The 16,453-nt window shown below is 67.3% G+C and carries 16 protein-coding genes and 2 tRNA genes; 10 read left to right on the top strand and 8 right to left on the bottom strand.

The window, feature by feature from the left end; translation table 11 throughout:
- Nucleotides 1-64 precede the first annotated feature (64 nt).
- Entirely contained in the window at nucleotides 65-1,066 is a 1,002-nt protein-coding gene (locus AC50X6_RS08065) for a hypothetical protein (RefSeq protein ID WP_494965714.1), read from the bottom strand.
- A gap of 126 nt (nucleotides 1,067-1,192) precedes the next feature.
- Between AC50X6_RS08065 and pepN the strand changes: the two genes are divergently transcribed.
- Both pepN and AC50X6_RS08055 read left to right on the top strand, forming a co-directional pair.
- Complete coding sequence (gene pepN, locus AC50X6_RS08060) at nucleotides 1,193-3,748, top strand: aminopeptidase N (protein WP_494965713.1); 2,556 nt, start codon at nucleotides 1,193-1,195, stop codon at nucleotides 3,746-3,748.
- Between the two features lie 38 nt (nucleotides 3,749-3,786).
- Entirely contained in the window at nucleotides 3,787-4,272 is a 486-nt protein-coding gene (locus tag AC50X6_RS08055; RefSeq protein WP_494965712.1) for an OsmC family protein, read from the top strand.
- 5 nt (nucleotides 4,273-4,277) lie between these two features.
- On the opposite strand, the gene AC50X6_RS08050 is transcribed toward AC50X6_RS08055, so the two are convergent.
- Complete coding sequence (locus tag AC50X6_RS08050; protein ID WP_494965711.1) at nucleotides 4,278-5,279, bottom strand: NAD-dependent epimerase/dehydratase family protein; 1,002 nt, start codon at nucleotides 5,277-5,279, stop codon at nucleotides 4,278-4,280.
- A gap of 147 nt (nucleotides 5,280-5,426) precedes the next feature.
- On the opposite strand from AC50X6_RS08050, the gene AC50X6_RS08045 reads away from it, so the two are divergent.
- Together AC50X6_RS08045 and AC50X6_RS08040 are read left to right on the top strand one after the other, a co-directional pair.
- On the top strand, nucleotides 5,427-6,116 hold the full coding sequence (locus AC50X6_RS08045; RefSeq protein WP_494965791.1) for a mechanosensitive ion channel family protein: 690 nt from the start codon (nucleotides 5,427-5,429) through the stop codon (nucleotides 6,114-6,116).
- Between the two features lie 4 nt (nucleotides 6,117-6,120).
- A complete protein-coding gene (locus AC50X6_RS08040; protein WP_494965710.1) occupies nucleotides 6,121-6,579 on the top strand; it encodes a globin in 459 nt (152 codons plus the stop codon).
- Nucleotides 6,580-6,624: 45 nt separating this feature from the next.
- Here AC50X6_RS08040 and AC50X6_RS08035 read toward each other — a convergent pair whose 3' ends face one another.
- The gene (locus AC50X6_RS08035; RefSeq protein WP_494965709.1) at nucleotides 6,625-7,284 is read right to left on the bottom strand and encodes a DUF8185 domain-containing protein; all 660 of its coding nucleotides are present in this window, start codon (nucleotides 7,282-7,284) and stop codon (nucleotides 6,625-6,627) included.
- A gap of 84 nt (nucleotides 7,285-7,368) precedes the next feature.
- Between AC50X6_RS08035 and AC50X6_RS08030 the strand changes: the two genes are divergently transcribed.
- On the top strand, nucleotides 7,369-8,349 hold the full coding sequence (locus AC50X6_RS08030; RefSeq protein WP_494965708.1) for an acyl-CoA thioesterase: 981 nt from the start codon (nucleotides 7,369-7,371) through the stop codon (nucleotides 8,347-8,349).
- 147 nt (nucleotides 8,350-8,496) lie between these two features.
- Here the strand turns inward: AC50X6_RS08030 and ettA are convergent, their stop codons facing one another.
- From ettA to AC50X6_RS08015, 3 genes are all read right to left on the bottom strand, one after another.
- On the bottom strand, nucleotides 8,497-10,179 hold the full coding sequence (ettA, locus tag AC50X6_RS08025; RefSeq protein WP_326966258.1) for an energy-dependent translational throttle protein EttA: 1,683 nt from the start codon (nucleotides 10,177-10,179) through the stop codon (nucleotides 8,497-8,499).
- A gap of 80 nt (nucleotides 10,180-10,259) precedes the next feature.
- Nucleotides 10,260-10,568 (bottom strand): DUF6993 domain-containing protein, encoded by a 309-nt coding sequence (locus AC50X6_RS08020; RefSeq protein WP_494965790.1) that lies wholly within the window; start codon nucleotides 10,566-10,568, stop codon nucleotides 10,260-10,262.
- Nucleotides 10,565-11,116 (bottom strand): single-stranded DNA-binding protein, encoded by a 552-nt coding sequence (locus AC50X6_RS08015; protein ID WP_494965707.1) that lies wholly within the window; start codon nucleotides 11,114-11,116, stop codon nucleotides 10,565-10,567. Before AC50X6_RS08015 ends, AC50X6_RS08020 begins: the two co-directional genes overlap by 4 nt.
- A gap of 239 nt (nucleotides 11,117-11,355) precedes the next feature.
- On the opposite strand from AC50X6_RS08015, the gene AC50X6_RS08010 reads away from it, so the two are divergent.
- Together AC50X6_RS08010 and AC50X6_RS08005 are read left to right on the top strand one after the other, a co-directional pair.
- Nucleotides 11,356-11,431, top strand: a tRNA-Arg gene (locus AC50X6_RS08010).
- Nucleotides 11,432-12,179: 748 nt separating this feature from the next.
- On the top strand, nucleotides 12,180-12,662 hold the full coding sequence (locus tag AC50X6_RS08005) for a LapA family protein (RefSeq protein ID WP_494965706.1): 483 nt from the start codon (nucleotides 12,180-12,182) through the stop codon (nucleotides 12,660-12,662).
- A gap of 26 nt (nucleotides 12,663-12,688) precedes the next feature.
- Here the strand turns inward: AC50X6_RS08005 and map are convergent, their stop codons facing one another.
- Nucleotides 12,689-13,456, bottom strand: a complete 768-nt coding sequence (map, locus tag AC50X6_RS08000; RefSeq protein WP_494965705.1) for a type I methionyl aminopeptidase — start codon at nucleotides 13,454-13,456, stop codon at nucleotides 12,689-12,691.
- A gap of 97 nt (nucleotides 13,457-13,553) precedes the next feature.
- On the opposite strand from map, the gene AC50X6_RS07995 reads away from it, so the two are divergent.
- Complete coding sequence (locus tag AC50X6_RS07995; protein ID WP_494965704.1) at nucleotides 13,554-13,745, top strand: DNA alkylation repair protein; 192 nt, start codon at nucleotides 13,554-13,556, stop codon at nucleotides 13,743-13,745.
- Here AC50X6_RS07995 and mptB read toward each other — a convergent pair.
- Nucleotides 13,723-15,288 carry a polyprenol phosphomannose-dependent alpha 1,6 mannosyltransferase MptB gene (gene mptB / locus AC50X6_RS07990; RefSeq protein WP_494965703.1) on the bottom strand — a complete coding sequence of 522 codons (1,566 nt, stop codon included), beginning with the start codon at nucleotides 15,286-15,288 and terminating at the stop codon, nucleotides 13,723-13,725. The two genes, AC50X6_RS07995 and mptB, sit on opposite strands and share 23 nt — an antisense overlap.
- Before the next feature lie 157 nt (nucleotides 15,289-15,445).
- Here mptB and orn point away from each other — a divergent pair, with 157 nt between their 5' ends.
- Both orn and AC50X6_RS07980 read left to right on the top strand, forming a co-directional pair.
- Nucleotides 15,446-16,102 (top strand): oligoribonuclease, encoded by a 657-nt coding sequence (orn, locus tag AC50X6_RS07985; RefSeq protein WP_494965702.1) that lies wholly within the window; start codon nucleotides 15,446-15,448, stop codon nucleotides 16,100-16,102.
- A gap of 156 nt (nucleotides 16,103-16,258) precedes the next feature.
- Nucleotides 16,259-16,331, top strand: a tRNA-His gene (locus tag AC50X6_RS07980).
- The last annotated feature ends 122 nt before the right edge of the window (nucleotides 16,332-16,453 follow it).

Genomic DNA, 16,453 nt, shown 5'->3' with positions numbered 1-16,453 from the left:
CGGTGAACTGCCGGGGCTGGTCGTGGGGGCTGGCTCCTAGCCTACTAGTGCCGGGTCGCCGGGGTTACGACTCCGGAGTGCCGCCGTTGCGTCGCGCCCGGGCCGCCACCCGGGACAGCGCCTGCGCGACGTTGTCCGCCGTCGTGGCGCTGCCGCCGCTTACCGTCAGCTTTCGTCCGTCGGAGCGGTCGACGACGACGGCCGGGCCGCTGCTGACGAGCAGCGCCGTAGTGGTGCCATGGCTCCGGTAACCCCAGCCGCCATAGTCGGCGGCCTTGACCTCTTTCGGCGTCGCCGCGTCGATGGCGGCGGCGGGCACGTCCATGACCCGCACGAAACCCGCGGCGAAGACCTTCAGGCCGCCGCGGTCCACCCGGATCCGGGCGAACAGGAACGCGGCCGCACACAGGGCCGTTCCGGCCAGGACGGCGGCCAGCCAGGGCACGGCGATGGTCAGGAGGGCGGCCGGAAGCAGGGTGGCGATCCCGAGCATCACGAAGACGGAGCTGCGGGCATGGACCCAGAGGCTCACGGAGTCCCTGGCCAGATCGGGGTCGAGTTCACGTTGCAGAGCCACCTGCAAAGCGCGGTCATCGTCCGTGGACCAGCGCTCGTCAGCCTTGAAGACGAAGCCCATAACAAAACCCAGGCCCAGGGCCGCGCCGCTGCCCAGCGCCAGCACTGCGGCGTCCACCCGGGATTCCCTGGCGTTTTCCAGGCCTACCTGGCCGACGAGGACGGCGGCGAGGACGGTGGTGATGAAGAGGCTCATCGTCAGGCCGGCGCCCATCATGATCCGTCGCATCACCGCCGGGCGCGACAGCGGCACCGCCTGCACCAGCACGGCCCAGCCAATCAGGACGATCATGGCCGCCCCGGCGCTCACCACGGCCTCGAAGCGCGCGAAGCCCGCCGCGCCGGCCCCGTCCCACCGGACGGCCAACGGATCAGGCAGATCGGAACGGATCAGGAAGGCGCAGACCACGAAGGCGGTTGCCAGCATCAGTGGGAATCCCACGGCGAAGCGCAGCGCCCTGGCGTCGACGGAGTTACGGAGCTTTCCCATATTCTCCACGCTACTCCCGCCGCGGCGGGAGATGATGTGATGCACGCAACTTGCCAAGCGCCGCTGACGTGAAAGAATGATTTCACGTTACCGCTCTCACTATCTGGAGGCACACCCTTGCCCGGTATGAACCTGACCCGCGCCGAAGCACGCGAGCGCGCCGCACTGATTGCCGTCGAGTCCTACGAGGTCAGCCTCGACCTGACGCGCGGCCCGAAGACCTTCGGCTCCACCACCGCCGTGAAGTTCACGGCCACGCCGGGGTCCTCGACTTTCATCGATGCTGTGACGCATGCGGTGCACAGCGTGACCCTGAACGGGCGCGAACTGGACCCGGCGGAGGTCTCCGACGGCGTCCGCATCCAGCTCCGGAACCTGGAAGCCTTGAACGATCTGCTGGTGGTGGCGGAAGCGCCCTACATGAATACCGGTGAGGGCCTGCACCGCTTCGTGGATCCGGTGGACAACGAGGTTTACCTGTACACCCAGTTCGAGGTGCCGGATTCCCGGCGGGTGTTCGCCGTCTTCGAACAGCCCGACCTCAAGGCCAGCTTCACCTTCACTGTGACAGCACCCCCGCACTGGGATCTCGTCTCCAACTCCCCCACGCCCGTGCCGGTGCAGACCATCCCCGGTACGGACGGCGGCGCCCGCTCCGTCTGGGAATTCCCGCCGACGCCGCGGCTCTCCTCTTACGTCACCGCCCTGATCGCCGGGCCGTACCAGTCGGTCCGCAGCGAGGTGACCTCCGCCGACGGCAAGGTCACCCCGCTGGGTATCTTTGCCCGCAAGTCCCTTATGCGGTACCTGGATGCGGACAACATCTTCGAACTCACCCGCCAGGGCTTCGAGTTCTACGAGGCACAGTTCGGCTGCCCCTACCCGTTCGAAAAATACGACCAGCTGTTCGTGCCGGAGTTCAACGCCGGGGCCATGGAGAACGCCGGGGCCGTCACGATCCTGGAGGGCTACATCTTCCGCAGCAAGGTCACGGACGCCCAGGTGGAACGCCGCGCCATCACCGTGCTGCACGAGCTCGCCCACATGTGGTTCGGGGACCTCGTCACCATGCGCTGGTGGAACGACCTCTGGCTCAACGAGTCCTTCGCCGAGTACATGTCCCACCTGGCCGCCGTCGAGAACACGAGGTTCGACCACGCCTGGACCACCTTCGCCTCCGTGGAGAAGTCCTGGGCCTACCGCCAGGACCAGCTGCCCACGACGCACCCGATTTTCGCCGAGATCAACGATTTGCAGGACGTCGAGGTGAACTTCGACGGCATCACCTACGCCAAGGGCGCCTCGGTGCTGCGCCAGCTAGTGGCCTGGGTGGGCCCGGAGGAGTTCATGGCCGGCGTCCGCGAGTATTTCCGCAAGCACGCCTGGCAGAACACCGAGCTCAGCGATCTGATGGCCGAACTGGAAACGGCCAGCGGCCGCGACCTGGACCAGTGGGGCCGGCTCTGGCTGGAGACCGCGGGCGTCAACACGCTCAAGCCCGAGCTGACCGTGGCCGGGGACGGCACGATTTCCTCCTTCGCGATCCTGCAGTCGGCCACCGAGGCCCAGCCCACTCTTCGGCCGCACCGCCTCGCCGTCGGCTTCTATAACGTCACCGCGGCAGGGAAGCTGGAGCGCGTGCACCGCGAGGAGCTCGACGTCGACGGCGGGCGCACCGAAGTTCCGGCGCTGGCCGGTCTGGCCCGGCCCGACCTGATCCTGCTCAACGACGACGACCTCGCCTACGCCAAGGTCCGCCTCGACCCGAAGTCCCTCGCGACCGCCACTTCGCATCTGAAGGACTTCAGCCAGAGCCTCCCCCGCACCCTGGTGTGGGGTTCGGCCTGGGACGCTGCGCGTGACGGCGAAACCCCGGCCCGCGGCTACGTGGATTTGATTCTCGCCAACATTGCGGAGGAATCCGATTCCTCCGTGATCCTGGTCCAGCTCCGCCAGCTCGCCACCACGCTGAACTTTTACGTCGCCGCGGAGCACAAGGATGCCATGGCCGTGGCCGCCGCCGACCGGCTCTGGGAGCTCGCCTCGGGCGTCCCGGCCGGTTCCGACGCGCAGCTGCAGTTTGTGAAGTCCTACGCCCTGCTGGCCCGCAGCGCCGGGCAGCTGGACACCGTCGCCGGGCTGCTGGAAGGCACCCTGACGCTCGAGGGCCTCACGGTGGACCAGGACCTCCGCTGGGAACTGATAGCGTCCCTCGTCGTCGGCGGCCGGGCCAACCAGGACCGGATCGACGCCGAGCTGGCGAAGGACAATACGGCCACCGGGCAGAACGCGGCCGCCCTCGCCACGGCAGCCGTCCCCACCGCCGAGGCCAAGGCCGTGGCCTGGGAATCGATCGTGGTGACGGGCGAGCTGTCCAACGCGCTCCAGGGCTCGGCGGTGACCGGCTTCACCCGCGTGCTGGACACGTCGCTGCTGGCACCCTACGCCGAGAAATACTTCGAAGCCGTCCCGGGCATCGTCAGGAACCGTACCCACGCGCTCGCGCAGCAGATCGTCGTCGGACTCTACCCGGCACAGCTGACCACCGAGGCAACCGTGGACCGCACGGATGCGTTCCTCGCAGCACTGCCGGCGGACAGCGCCGCGCTGCGCCGGATGATGCTGGAAAACCGCGACGGCGTGGCACGCGCCCTGCGCGCCCGCCAGGCCGACGTCGGCTAGGCCGTCCTCGAACGGGGGAGGTGTCCTAGGCTGGAGTCATGAGCCTTGCTGAGCACCGCTATGCGCTGACCGTCCGCTGGACCGGGAACCTGGGCGCGGGGACGGCGTCGTACCGCGGCTACTCGCGGGACCACGACATCGAAATTCCGGGGCTGCCTGTCCTGTCGGGTTCCGCGGACCCGGGCTTCCATGGGGACCGGAGCCGTTACAACCCTGAGCAGCTGCTCCTGGCCGCCCTGTCCCAGTGCCATATGCTGTCCTTCCTGCACGTCGCGGTGAAACACGGCGTGGTGGTCACGGCGTATGAGGACCGGGCCGAGGCCCTGATGCGAAGCAACCGGGACGGCAGCGGCCAGTTCGAATCGGCCACGCTCAAGCCCCGGGTGACGGTGGCCGCTCCGGTTGCGGAAGAACTCATGGAGCAGCTGCACTCCGAGGCGAACAAGGTCTGCTTTATCGCCCGAAGCGTCAACTTCCCCGTCCTGCACCGGCCCGCCGCGGTGGTGGAGCACCTGCAGGGCTGAGTGGCTTAGCCGAACTCCGCCCTGTACCCGGCCAGGATCCTCCGCTCCGTCTCCAGGCTCATCCCGGCCCTGCGTTCCCTGCCGAGTCCGCGGCTACGCTCATCCGCCAGGGTGTCCTGCAGCGTATCCATCCAGGGGCGGGTCTGCAGTCCGGCGGCCCGGGCGGCGGCGTTGCTGCGGGCGGCGAAGCCCTCGTGCCCCGGCGGCAGCCAGAGCGGCATTGAATCCGGGCCGGCCCAATAGTTTGCCCCGTGCGCGGCCAGCCAGCCCTCGGGGGCGGCCACGACGTCGGCTCCCCCGTCGGCGAGCTGACGGGACTCTTCGAGATAGGCGGCAAAAGGCACAGGCTCACCGACGGCGTTCAAAGCCCCGGTGACTGCGTTTGCGGCCGCGGTGAGGACCCAGGCGGCGAGGTCGCGGACGTCGATAATCTGGGTGGCGTCCGCCGGGATGTCCGGGACCAAGACGGGCTCCGAGTCCCGGGCAAAGCGCGCCGGCCAGTATCCGTAGCGGTCCGAGCCGTCCCCCGGGCCACCGATCAGCCCCGCCCGGCAGAGATGGGCCTTGTCCCCGGCCAGCTCCCTGGTCCACCGTTCGATCGCGGACTTGGCCTCGCCATAGTTTCCGGCGCCGGGTTCCGTGCCGGCCGCGAGCGGCTCCAGCACGGCAGCGTCCTCCCCCGCTCCGGCCACGGAATGGTCCGCGTACACGGAACAGCTCGAGATGAAGGTCCAGTGCCCGGCGGCACCGGCCAGGGCGTCGAGCGCCTCACGCGCCTGTCCGGGGTCGCAGGCGACGTCGACAACGGCGTCCCACCCGCCGGCAGCGGCAGCGCCCGCATAGGCGGCCGGGCCGTGCGAGCGGTCCGCCGGCAGCCAGGCCGCGCCGTCCGGCGGTGGGGACACGGTCCCCCGCGCCAGGCAGGTGACGTCGTGGCCGGCGGCCAGTGCCTGCCGGGCAATTTCTGCTGACAGGAAGGCCGTACCGCCCAGAACCAGAATGCGCATGGGGCCACGGTACGGCGCTAGTGTTGAAGGAGAACAGAGTGTTATGCCGCCGGCGAACGCCGGCCGCATAACCGCACGCCCCGCCGAACGCTGCCGGCCGGCAGCAGCACGCAGCAGCAGCAAGGAGCACCCCCGCCGATGTACCGCATGACCACCACCGCACCGATCACGCCGCCGGATATGTCGGCCATCAACCTGCCCGGAGTCCTCATCAGCATTGGGGTCGGCGTCACCGTCTGGCTGGTGGCGTCCTTTGTGATCGCCGGAATCACCAAGCGCGTCGCCGCCGGAACCACGTTCTTCAAGAAACCGCACTTCCGCTGGGTGGCGCCCGCGCTGCGTGCCCTCGACCACGAACGCCGGGTCCAGCGGGCCAACACCATCGGCGCACTGCTCAACAGCGTGGTCGGGGTCCTGGTGGCCGTCCTCACCATCATGTACGTGTTGAGCAACCTGAATGTGAACATTGCCCCGCTGCTGACCAGCGTGGGAATCCTCGGTATCGCCATCGGCTTCGGCGCCCAGCAGCTGATCCGCGACTTCCTGGCCGGCCTCTTCATCACCATCGAGGACCAGTACGGGATCGGCGACATCATCGAGACCTCCGAGGTGGTGGGCACGGTGGAGTCCATGAATCTGCGGATCACCCGGGTCCGGGCCGAGGACGGCACCATCTGGTACCTGCGCAACGGCGAAATCCTGCGCGTGGGCAACCGCTCCCAGGGCACCTACGTCCCTCCCGCTCCCGACCAGGCGGGCACCGACTCCGCCGAGGACACCGAGGAGCCCCGGGACGCCCGGGACGCCGGGGCACCCCGGCAGAAGGCCGGAGAATAAGGCAATGACGATTCCCAGCGCCGGCGAACCCCGGCAGCCCCGGCAGCTGCTGCAAAACGATCCGTTCAACCAGCCCGGCTACACGGACAACTTCTACGACGCCGTGGGCGGCCACGAGACGTTCGTAAAGCTCGTGGACGTGTTCTACGACGGCGTCGCGACGGATCCGCTGCTGCGGCCGATGTATCCGGAAGAGGACCTCGAGCCTGCGAAGCGGCGCTTTCTGATGTTCCTGGAGCAGTACTGGGGCGGCCCGACGACCTACGGTGACGAGCGCGGGCACCCGCGGCTGCGGATGCGCCACCAGCCGTTCCGGGTCACTCCGGAGGCCAAGGAGCGCTGGCTGCACCATATGCGCACCGCGGTGGATGACCTGGAGCTCCCGCCGCTGCACGAGGGAACCTTGTGGGACTATATGGAGCGGGCTGCCCTCTCCATGGTGAACAGCCCCTCCGGGGCCTGATCGGGCCTGTGAGGTCAGCGCCGTTCGGCCCGGACGCCGCTGCACTCAGAGGCCGGAGCCGGAGCGGGCCAGCACGTGCCCGCGCGCCCCGCTCAGCCGGAACCAGCGCCCTGCCCGGTAGAGCTTTTGTTCGCCATCGGCGAGGAACCCCAGGGTTAGAGCAGCGAAGGCGGCGCCCAGCGGAAGTCCCTCGGCGCCCGGCAGTTCCCTGCCCCAGACGGTGGCGCGGGCATTGTTGACGATCAGTGCCCCTGGCTTGTCCGGCATGATCGCGGCGACCTCGGTGATGCCGGCCTCGGCGGCCAGCCGCAGCGCGGAGTCCTGCAGCCCGCCCACGAGCGCCCAGCCCGTACGGGGAGCGCCCACCCCCGCCCAAGATTCGGTGACGGCCACCGGCGGCAGCGGCAGCTCGACGTCGTGCTCCCCCGCCCGCGCCAGCCGGTCCAGCACCGCGGCGAGCGGCACGGTCACGTCAGCGTCGGCAGGCCGGGCCAGCGCCATGGTCCGCAGCCCGAGAATGGTGGGGGTGGACTCCCCCAGCAGCCGGGGCCGCAATACGCACACGTAGGCCGCGAGCACCCCGCCGGATGCCTGGAGGCGGATGGCGCCGTCGTCGATGGATTTGGCGCGGGTGGCAAAGGTGCGCAGATCGGCGAGATCGCGGGGATCGGTGAATTGCAGGGGCTGGGTTAGGACGTCGGACACAATATCGACTCTACCGGCTGTGCCTCTTTGGGGCGGCGCCCCCCTTTTTTTGAGCAGTGTCACAGGGACGTCTAGAGTCGAACCATGACTGAACCCGAAGCCGGATTGCCGGGCCCGCCCACACAGGACCCCACCTCCTCGCTCCTCCAACTCCTGAACCTCGGCGAACTTGAGGGTGCCCGGACGGATGAGGACATCTTCATGGGACCTTCGCAGCAGCAGCCCAGGCACCGGGTTTTTGGCGGCCAGGTGCTGGCACAGTCCCTCATCGCCGGCAGCCGCACCGTTGCCGAGGGGCGCGGCGTGCACTCCATGCATGGCTATTTCCTGCGCCCGGGGGACGCCAACAAGCCCATCACTTTCGGTGTGCAGCGGCTGCGCGACGGGCGGTCCTTTTCCGCGCGGCGGGTCCATGCCTACCAGGAGGGCGTGCCCATCCTGTCGATGATCGCGTCCTTCCAGGACGATGACGAGGGCATCGAGCACCAGTCCGAGATGCCCGCCGGGATCCCCGGGCCGGAGTCGCTGCCGAGCACCGCGGATTTGCTCGGCAAGTATGACCATCCGGTGGCCCGGCACTGGGCCTTTGAGCGGCCTTTCGATATCCGGCACGTCGATCCGGCCCTTTACGTCTCGGCCGAGGGAGACAAGGAGCCGCGCAACGCTGTCTGGATGAAGACCTTCGGCCCGATGCCTGATGACCCGGAACTGCACCGCGCGGCTCTGGCCTACGCCAGCGACTACACAATCCTGGAGTCCATCCTCCGCCAGCACGGCATGAGCTGGATTACTCCGGGAATGTCCGTGGCGAGCCTGGACCATGCGATGTGGTGGCACCGCCCGGTGCGCGTGGACGAGTGGCTGCTGTACGTCCAGGAGTCCCCCAGTGCCCAGGGCGCGCGCGGACTTGCGACGGGCAAAATCTTCAGCCGCGACGGCCGGCACGTGGCCACGGTGGCACAGGAGGGCATGATCAGGGTCCCCACCGACCTGAAGAACAAAGTCAGGGGCGCCGTGCAGACCAAGGTGTTGCAGCACCGGCTGCGGAAGGCCGGGCGCGGCTGACACGCCTGCCGCGTTGACCTACGAGAAGGCACCTTGACATAGAAAAGGCCGGCTCCCCCGCGGGGGAGCCGGCCTTTTCTGTCGCGGCATGGCCCATAGAGCCTCGCGGTATTGGCTGCCGTCTTAGTCGCTGTGTTGGTGGCTGTATCAGTCGCGGGTGAGGCGGCGGTGGGTGACACGGTGCGGCTTTGCCGCATCCGGGCCCAGACGCTCAATCTTGTTCTCCTCGTAGGACTCGAAGTTACCCTCGAACCAGTACCACTTGGAGGGGTTCTCCTCGTCGCCCTCGTAGGCCAGGATGTGGGTGGACACCCGGTCCAGGAACCACCTGTCGTGCGAGACCACGACAGCGCAGCCCGGGAATTCGAGCAGGGCGTTTTCAAGGCTGCTGAGCGTCTCGACGTCGAGGTCGTTAGTGGGCTCATCGAGGAGAAGCAAGTTGCCGCCCTGTTTCAGGGTCAGAGCCAGGTTCAGGCGGTTGCGCTCACCACCGGAGAGGACCCCGGCCTTCTTCTGCTGGTCCGGGCCCTTGAAGCCGAAGGCGGCGACGTAGGCGCGGGACGGCATTTCGACGTGGCCGACCTGGATGTAGTCGAGGCCGTCCGAAACAACCTCCCAGAGGGTCTTGTTCGGGTCGATGCCGCCGCGGCTCTGGTCCGCGTAGGAGATCTTGACGGAATCACCGATCTTCAGCTCGCCGCCGTCGAGGGGCTCCAGCCCGACGATGGTCTTGAACAAGGTGGTCTTGCCGACGCCGTTGGGGCCGATGACACCAACGATGCCGTTACGGGGCAGCGTGAACGACAGCCCATCGATCAGGGTGCGGTCCTCGAAGCCCTTCTGGAGGTTCTTCGCCTCCAGCACAAGGCCACCCAGGCGCGGTCCCGGCGGGATCTGGATCTCTTCGAAGTCCAGCTTGCGGGTGCGATCCGCTTCGGCAGCCATTTCCTCGTACCGGGCCAGGCGGGCCTTGGACTTGGTCTGGCGGCCCTTGGCGTTGGAACGGACCCACTCAAGTTCCTCGGTGAGGCGCTTGGCCTGCTTGGCGTCCTTCTTGCCCTGGACTTCCAGTCGGGCTCGCTTCTTCTCAAGGTACGTGGAGTAGTTACCTTCGTACGGGTACAGGTGGCCGCGGTCCACTTCGGCGATCCACTCGGCAACGTGGTCCAGGAAGTACCGGTCGTGGGTCACGGCGAGAACGGCGCCGGGGTAAGCGGAAAGGTGCTGCTCGAGCCAGAGCACGCTCTCGGCGTCGAGGTGGTTGGTGGGCTCATCGAGTAGCAGCAGGTCCGGCTTCTGGAGCAGGAGCTTGCAGAGTGCGACGCGGCGGCGCTCACCACCGGACAGCAGCGTAACGTCGGCTTCCGGCGGCGGGCAGCGGAGGGCGTCCATGGCCTGCTCGAGCTGGGAGTCAAGATCCCAGGCATCGGCGGTGTCGATCGCTTCCTGCAGCTGACCCATTTCCTCAAGGAGGACATCGTAGTCAGCGTCGGGGCTGGCCATCTCCTCGGAGATCTCGTTGAAGCGCTGGATCTTGCCGATGATCTCGCCGACGCCTTCCTGGACATTGCCCAGGACCGTCTTCTCCTCGTTCAGCGGCGGTTCCTGCAGCAGGATGCCCACCGTGTAGCCGGGGCTGAGCCGGGCCTCGCCGTTTGATGGAGTGTCCAATCCGGCCATGATCTTGAGAATGGTGGACTTACCGGCACCATTGGGTCCGACAACACCGATCTTGGCCCCCGGGAAGAAGGACATGCTCACGTCGTCGAGGATAAGTTTTTCGCCAACAGCCTTGCGGGCCTTGGTCATTGTGTAAATAAATTCCGCCATGCCTATAAATCTAGTGGCTCAACCGGGATATCTCACATTCAGCGGGTCCCCGTTGAGCCCACGGGGCACCCGCCGGTCCTTCAGCATCGGGAGGATGACGGCACTGACACTGCCTTGGCGGACGTGGGCAACGATGCGGTTCCCGTCCGCCTGAACGCGGCTTCAACGGCGTCGGCGGCCAGGCCAGTGGGCGTCCGGCTCGCGGTGACTTCCAGTGCGTCCGGGGAGAAACCGGCTTCGGTCACTGCGGTCCGGGTCCGCTCCGTACCCGGCATTCGGCCGCCGGCTGCCGACCACGGCGCCGGCTGTCTTGTCCGGACCCGGCGCCAGCTGTCTTGCCCGGGCCCTGCACCCGGGCGAACGACGGCAGCACGGCCGCTCCGGGTCAGGCAGCGACCCCTTTCAGCTCTCCGGTTGCCTCGTCTAGCTCCTCCAACTCGCCGTTGTCATCTTCGACGAAAACGGGGGCGGGGGTATCGCCTTCGTTGCCTTCACCCCCGGGGGCCTGCTGCCCGCCCTGGCCGCCGTCCGACCCGGAGGGAGCGTCCGCAGGCTGCCCGCCGCTGGCCACAGTGCCAATGCCGGCCGTGCGAATGAAGTTGGCGGAACCCCACATGAGGTCGTGGCCGACGGACTCGGCGTCGATTTCGGCCACGTGGTAGATCCGGCCGTCCTTCTCCCAACTCCGCATTTTCAGCCGGCCGACGACGATGACGCGCTGGCCCTTCTTGATGCTGCAGCCGATGTTTCCCGCCAGTTGCCGGTAGCCCTGGACCGTGAACCAGTTCGTGTTCCCGTCAACCCAGGTACTGGAGGCCCTGTCATATCGTCGCTCGGTTGACCCCAGGCGGAAGGACGCTGTCCCCACACCGCCGGGCGTCGTCGAACTCTTAATCTCCGAGGCAACAAAGCCACGGACCGTGATGTTGTCACTCATTCTCATGTCCTGTCTCGAAATTGTTCCGCCCTAGCAGGCAATTCAAGCTTCATGCCGGATCCAGCCGACGGCGAGAGAAGAGATGCGGTATGTGGAAAACCTGGGCCGGAGATACCTGTTGAGGAGCAGACGGTGCAGCCCGTCCTGCGGCACACCGGCGCCGTGATCACGGGGGCACACAACGCACGGTAAACTTTTGGAGGCGTCCCCCGGCAGCAGCCGGACGGCACGCCGAAAGTGCCCCAGTAGCTCAGGGGATAGAGCAGCGGCCTTCTAATCCGCCGGTCGGGGGTTCGATTCCCTCCTGGGGCACCAGAACGCGGCTCTGGCCTGCCGGAACCTTCCGCAGGCCAGGGCCGCGGGTCCCCACGGAAATGACGCCGCGCACCGGCCGGTCGGATGCACTTGTTGTGCCTAAAGGCCCAGAAGAGCCAGGCCCGCGCCCACCATCAGCCCTAAGCCTTGATCCACCGATCTGCCGGGGTGTTTGATGTGAATCCGGTTTCTGCGGGTTACCGGCATAGCCGGGCTCGGTCACCAGCCGCATTTCGTCCTTCTGCCGCTGCTCAGCGAGCGCCGGGTCTACCGCCAGCGCATTCTGCAGCAGGGCTCGGAAGACCGTGATCCGTTCACTCAGCCGCAGCACGTGGCCCAGAACATCCTGGACCTGGTCCTGCGGTCCCGGGCCGTTATTGCGGTCCGGCGGCTCAATCATCAGAGACCGTAGAATCGCGACCAGCGGCGCCGGATCCGCGGTGCGGCGTCCGTCCCCACAGACGGCGTTGTCAACGATGACCACGGCGGGCCTCGGGGCAACGGTGGCGGCATCGGGGCATCGGGGCATCGGGGCATCGGGGTTTCCAGAGCGTCGATGGGGGCGCCGGGGTAAGTTGGTCGTCAACCGGTATTTTTCAAGGACGGTGAAGGGAACCCCCGCGGGGCCGCAGCGCGCCGTCCTCCCGCTCACCCATTTCCGCTATCGGCACGCCTACGATTGAGCGGAAAGGCAGGGCTACCCGGGAGTGCCGGTGTGCTCTGCCCACAACGGAAAGGTATGGCCGCCATGACCCAGACACCTAGCGGATTCGAGCCGACAGACCCGGCCGCTGCCCGGCAACCCGGAACCCCCGACGCCCTGTCCGGATATGCCGGGGATGACTCGACCGGCGCGACCCGCAGCGGCGCAGAGGCGGTCCCCGCCACGAAACCGGCAGCGGTAGAGGCGCCGCGCCCCGCCGCAGGCAAGCCGGAGCCCGCAGCCGGCCCCGGACCGGAACCACGCCAGGTCACCCGCGCGGGAATGGTCTGGGCCGCGGTGGCCAGCGCCCTCGTGGTCCTGATACTGCTCATCGCCTTCATCCTGCAGAACCAGGATTACGTCCAGGTGAAGTTCTTTGGCCTGCAGGGTGCAGTCCCGCTCGGCATCGCGCTCTTCATCGCGGCCGTCGGCGGAGGGGTACTCGTCGCCATCGCCGGCGCCGCCCGCATCATCCAGCTCCGGATCGCGGCCCACCGCCAGCGGGTCCGGGCAACCGGACGACGCTGACCCGGCACCCTCTCCCGTGCCCACCTCTACGGCAGAGTCAGAATATCCGGCCCGTCCGCCGTGATGGCCACGGTTTGCTCGCTGTGGGCAGCGCGGCGGCCGTTCGCCGAGCGGAGGGTCCATTCGTCGTCGTCGTGGAAGTAGTCATCCTTGCCGCCCAGGATCAGCATCGGCTCGATGGCAATGACCAGCCCTGCGGTCAGCTTGATGCCCCGGCCGGGCCTGCCGTCATTGGGAACGTGCGGCTCGGCGTGCATGGTCCTGCCGATCCCGTGACCGCCGTGGTCCGCCAGCAGGCCGTAGCCGGCGCGGCGTGACGCCCCGCCGATCGAGTAGCCCAGATCCCCCATCTTGTTCCCCGTCCGGGCGGACTCAACGCCACGGGCCAGCGCGGCATCGGTGGCGTCGATCAGGGCCTGGTCCATGGGGTCCGCCGTTCCCACGATGAAGCTGATGGCCGCGTCCCCGCACCAGTCTTCGAGGAACGCGCCGCAGTCCACGCTGAGCAGGTCGCCGTCCCGGAGCCGGTAGTCGTTGGGGATACCGTGCACCACGGCATCATTCACGCTCGTGCAGATCACACCGGGGAATGGCACGGAAGCCCAGCGCGGCGTGTAGCCCAGGAAGGCCGGCGTGGCTCCGGCGCCGGCGATGGTGGCCGCGGCCAGCTCGTCAAGTTCCTTCAACGAGACCCCGACGGCGGCGGACTCCCTGACCTTCGCCAGCGTGTTCGCCACCACCCGGCCGGCCTCGCGCATCAGGGCAATCTCGGCTGGACTCTTGATCATCGACATGGCTTCAGCTGTTGGCCCGGCCCGGCCCGCACCGCGGCTGAAGTCACCCGTGGCTAAGAGTTGTCTGGTGGCTAGAGTTGGCCCATGGCCGTAAACGGTGTTTCGCACCTGCTGTGCGCGCTGCCGCAGGCACACCTTCATCCGGAAGGCGATCCGCCGGTCATTGCGTGATTACTCCGCCACGGATCCGGACTGGGTCCTGGCCTTCGTCCGGCGGCACGGTGCGGACCTCAGCCCGCTCTCCCGCAGGGAAGCGCTCCGGAAGATCAGATCACCGGCCGCGTGGTGACCGGTTCCTCCGCCTTGCTGAACAGGAGCTTCGTCTTCGGGTCGAGGAAGATCAGGTAGAGGGCGAAGAGCAGGGCAATGATAGCCGCGGCATTCCGTGCCAGGGCGAGGGCCAGTCCGAGGTCAGCGGTCTGCAAGTAAGGGAAGACTTCCAGCTGGTCCGAGATGGCGTACACCATAAAGAAGGACACGATGAAGTAGAGAGCCTTGACCTGCCAGTCGTCGCGGATGCCCGTGATGGCAAAGAGCGGAATGAGCCAGACGACGTACCAGGACTGGATCATCGGGGCCAGGACGACGATGGCCGCAAACGCCAGCGTGAGGCGGCGCATGAGCCGGTCGTAGTCGCCGCGGAAGATCTGCCAGGCGACCATCCCGAGCGCGAGGAGCTTGCCGGCGTCGTACACCCACTTGGCCATCCCCCAGCCGTCGAGTCCGAAGGCGTTGAAGAGGGAAGCGACGACCAGTCCGAGCAGGCCGATCGGGGCGTACCAGATCCAGATGCTTCCCGGGGCGGACAGCCCGTTGATCCAGCCGAAGCCGAATCCGTTGACCAGGCTCATGGCATAGAGGATCGCCAGGCTAAGGCCGGCCGTGAGCCCCCAGAACACAAACTTCCGTGGCCAGCCGGCGTTCCTGCCGGCCCAGAGCAGGCCGATGAACGGGAGGAAGACGATGGTAATGGGCTTGACCGAGATGGAAAGCGTTACCAGCACGATGCCGAGGATGACGCGCCGGGTCGCGCAGTAGTACAGGCCTGCGAGTGCCAGCCCGATCATCAGGGCGTCGTTGTGGACGCTGGCGATGAAGTTGGTGAGGAAGAGCGGGTTGGCGGCGGTCAGCCACAGGGCGCGGTGCGGGTTGACGCCATGGAGCTCGGCGAGCCGGGGCACGTAGATCACGCAAAGCGCGATGCCGGCCAGCGCGGCCAGCCGGAAAAGCATAATGCTGGCCTCTGGGTGCACATTGGTGGACCAGACCACCAGCTGCTCGATCCAGAGGAAGAGCTGCCCGTACGGGACGGGAGCCTCCGTCCACATCTTGTCGGCGCCGAGCTGGAAGTAGTTGGACAGCGCGGAGATGCCGTTTTCGTAGGGGTTGAAGCCCTCCACCATCAGGCGGCCCTGCCCGATGTAGGCATAGACGTCCCGGCTGAACAGCGGGACGGAGAACATCAGCGGAAGGCCCCAGAGGACGAGTGCCTGAAGGGTTGCCTTGCGGGCTTCCGGTCCCCAGACGCGCACGCGCTGTCCGAGCCGCAGCCATGCGCGGACCAGCAGCATCCCGCCGACGGCCAGGAGAACAATGCACAGTGCGACGCCGAGGGCTTCGGTGCGCATCCAGATGAACAGCGGCACCCGGCGGAGCTCGGAGGCCGGCGCAAGCCAGCCCACGCCGAGCGAACCGATCGCCATGAACAAGGATCCGATGAAACCGGCCAGGAGCGGGGAACGGGCGTTGTCCACATCGGCTGCAGCTGCCGTTTGGGCGGTGCGGGACGGACCGGCGGCCGTTTTCCCCGCCACAGGCACAGGCGCCGTCATCTCAGGATCGTCCAATCTGTTGTGGGGCTCACGTCCGCCCTCAGCCAACCGCTGGAACCGGCCCGGGCGCGCCGCGATGACGAAAAGTTTCGACGGCCGCGTAACCGAAATCCTAGCACCGGACGGTTCAGCGGCGACGGAACGGTAGGCTGGGCGCGTGCCTATATCTAATGAACGCATCGTCTGGATCGACTGCGAAATGACCGGCCTGGACACCACGAACGACGCCCTCATCGAGGTGGCCGCCCTGGTGACGGATTCCGAGCTCAATGTCCTCGGCGACGGCGTCGACGTCGTCATCAGGCCGGACGACGCCGCACTGGCGCAGATGGGCGACTTCGTCCGGGACATGCACACCCGTTCCGGCCTGCTGGCGGAACTCCCCCACGGCAAGACCATGGCGGAGGCCCAGGCAATCGTCCTGGACTACATCAAGGAATGGGTGCCGGAGCCCAGGAAGGCCCCGCTGGGCGGCAACTCGGTGGGAACCGACCGCGTCTTTTTGGTCCGCGACATGCCGGAACTCGTGGAGCACCTGCACTACCGGGTCATTGATGTGAGCACCATCAAGGAGCTCTCCCGCCGCTGGTACGCGCGGGCCTACTTCCAGTCCCCCGCCAAGCTTGGCGGCCACCGGGCGCTCGGCGACATCCAGGACTCCATCGACGAACTGCGCTACTACCGCGAGGCCGTCTTTGTCCCCGCGCCCGGACCGGACAGCGCCACCGCTCAGCGGATCGCCAGGACGGTCATGGGCAAGGAAGCGGCCCCCTCCGCGGCCTCCGAAGCGTCGCCCGCGACGCTGGCAAACTAGCCCGCCGGGTAGCTGTGCGGAGTAATCTGCGCCACCTTCAGAGGAAAATTCGGTGAAAATCGGAAAAGTGGCAAAACCAGCCCCGAACAGCAGGTAGGCTGTTTGTCGTTGCCTTTTCAGCCAGCCGGTCCGCCGGTGGGCGTGGCCGGGCACATGGTGGGCGTAGCTCAGTTGGCAGAGCGCCTGGTTGTGGTCCAGGAGGTCGCGGGTTCAATCCCCGTCGCTCACCCTCATCAAGGACGGCAGTAATTGTCCGACCTTAGACGAAGGCCGTACCGGAAATCCGGTGCGGCCTTTGTTGTCTGTGCTGGTGTCTGGCAGTCGCCCGCCCATGGAACCGTCACCGGAAGG

This window comes from Pseudarthrobacter sp. HLT1-7, assembly GCF_059383435.1.
This window is presented reverse-complemented; position numbering and strand designations above follow the sequence as displayed.

Bases quoted from the DNA above. Each gene is read 5' to 3' on its own strand.
- AC50X6_RS08040 (WP_494965710.1), top strand. From the start codon at position 6,121: ATGACGATTCCCAGCGCCGGCGAACCCCGGCAGCCCCGGCAGCTGCTG.
- AC50X6_RS08005 (WP_494965706.1), top strand. From the start codon at position 12,180: ATGACCCAGACACCTAGCGGATTCGAGCCGACAGACCCGGCCGCTGCC.
- pepN (WP_494965713.1), top strand. From the start codon at position 1,193: ATGAACCTGACCCGCGCCGAAGCACGCGAGCGCGCCGCACTGATTGCC.
- AC50X6_RS08050 (WP_494965711.1), bottom strand. From the start codon at position 5,279: ATGCGCATTCTGGTTCTGGGCGGTACGGCCTTCCTGTCAGCAGAAATT.
- AC50X6_RS08030 (WP_494965708.1), top strand. From the start codon at position 7,369: ATGACTGAACCCGAAGCCGGATTGCCGGGCCCGCCCACACAGGACCCC.
- AC50X6_RS08065 (WP_494965714.1), bottom strand. From the start codon at position 1,066: ATGGGAAAGCTCCGTAACTCCGTCGACGCCAGGGCGCTGCGCTTCGCC.
- mptB (WP_494965703.1), bottom strand. From the start codon at position 15,288: ATGACGGCGCCTGTGCCTGTGGCGGGGAAAACGGCCGCCGGTCCGTCC.
- AC50X6_RS08015 (WP_494965707.1), bottom strand. From the start codon at position 11,116: ATGAGTGACAACATCACGGTCCGTGGCTTTGTTGCCTCGGAGATTAAG.
- AC50X6_RS08045 (WP_494965791.1), top strand. From the start codon at position 5,427: ATGACCACCACCGCACCGATCACGCCGCCGGATATGTCGGCCATCAAC.
- map (WP_494965705.1), bottom strand. From the start codon at position 13,456: ATGTCGATGATCAAGAGTCCAGCCGAGATTGCCCTGATGCGCGAGGCC.
- ettA (WP_326966258.1), bottom strand. From the start codon at position 10,179: ATGGCGGAATTTATTTACACAATGACCAAGGCCCGCAAGGCTGTTGGC.
- AC50X6_RS08055 (WP_494965712.1), top strand. From the start codon at position 3,787: ATGAGCCTTGCTGAGCACCGCTATGCGCTGACCGTCCGCTGGACCGGG.